This is a genomic window from Pseudoxanthomonas kaohsiungensis (genome assembly GCF_010211765.1).
Classification (GTDB): Bacteria; Pseudomonadota; Gammaproteobacteria; order Xanthomonadales; family Xanthomonadaceae; genus Pseudoxanthomonas; species Pseudoxanthomonas kaohsiungensis.
In genome coordinates, this window is the sequence record NZ_PDWO01000070.1 from 1 (window position 1) to 588 (window position 588).

Genomic DNA, 588 nt, shown 5'->3' on the forward strand with positions numbered 1-588 from the left:
GGGATCCAGGGGTTGCCCGCGTCGCTGTTTCAGGCGCGCTGCCGTCAGCACCGCGCGTGCACCGTGGACCAGCAGCGTGCGCAGGTAGACGTCGCCGCGCTTGGTCAGGCCGCCCAGGCGACGCTGCTGGCCCGAGGAATGCTCGCGCGGGGTCAGCCCCAGCCAGGCGGCGAACTGGCGGCCATTGCGGAACCGCGACAGGTCGCCTGCACTGGCCCGCAATGCCGTGGCCGTCAGCAGGCCCACGCCCGGCACGCGCCGATAGCGCTGCACGGCCACGTCGCGGTCGGCGAACTCTTCCAGCCGCTGTTCGATGGCCACCATGTCCGCTTGCAGTTGGGCCAGCCGCTGCAGCTGATCGTCGAGGCTGTAGCGAAGCGGCATGGGCAACTCGTTGTCGCCATCCTCCAACGCATCGCGCACGGCGGCCGGCACCTTCAGCGCGCCGGCCGGAATCGTCACCCCGAATTCGCGCAGCACGCCGCGCAGCAGGTTGGTCGTGGCGGTGCGCTCGGCCTTGAGGTGTTCGCGTAGCCGGTGCAGCGCCTGGATGCCCTGTTGCTCGGGTGTCTTCACCGGCACGCCGGC

The 588-nt window shown here is 71.1% G+C and carries 1 protein-coding gene; it reads right to left on the reverse strand.

Annotation, left to right across the window (positions count from 1 at the left end; translation table 11 throughout):
- The coding region (locus CSC66_RS17345) for an IS110 family RNA-guided transposase (protein WP_162378648.1) at positions 1 to 588 on the reverse strand (588 nt) is incomplete at both ends.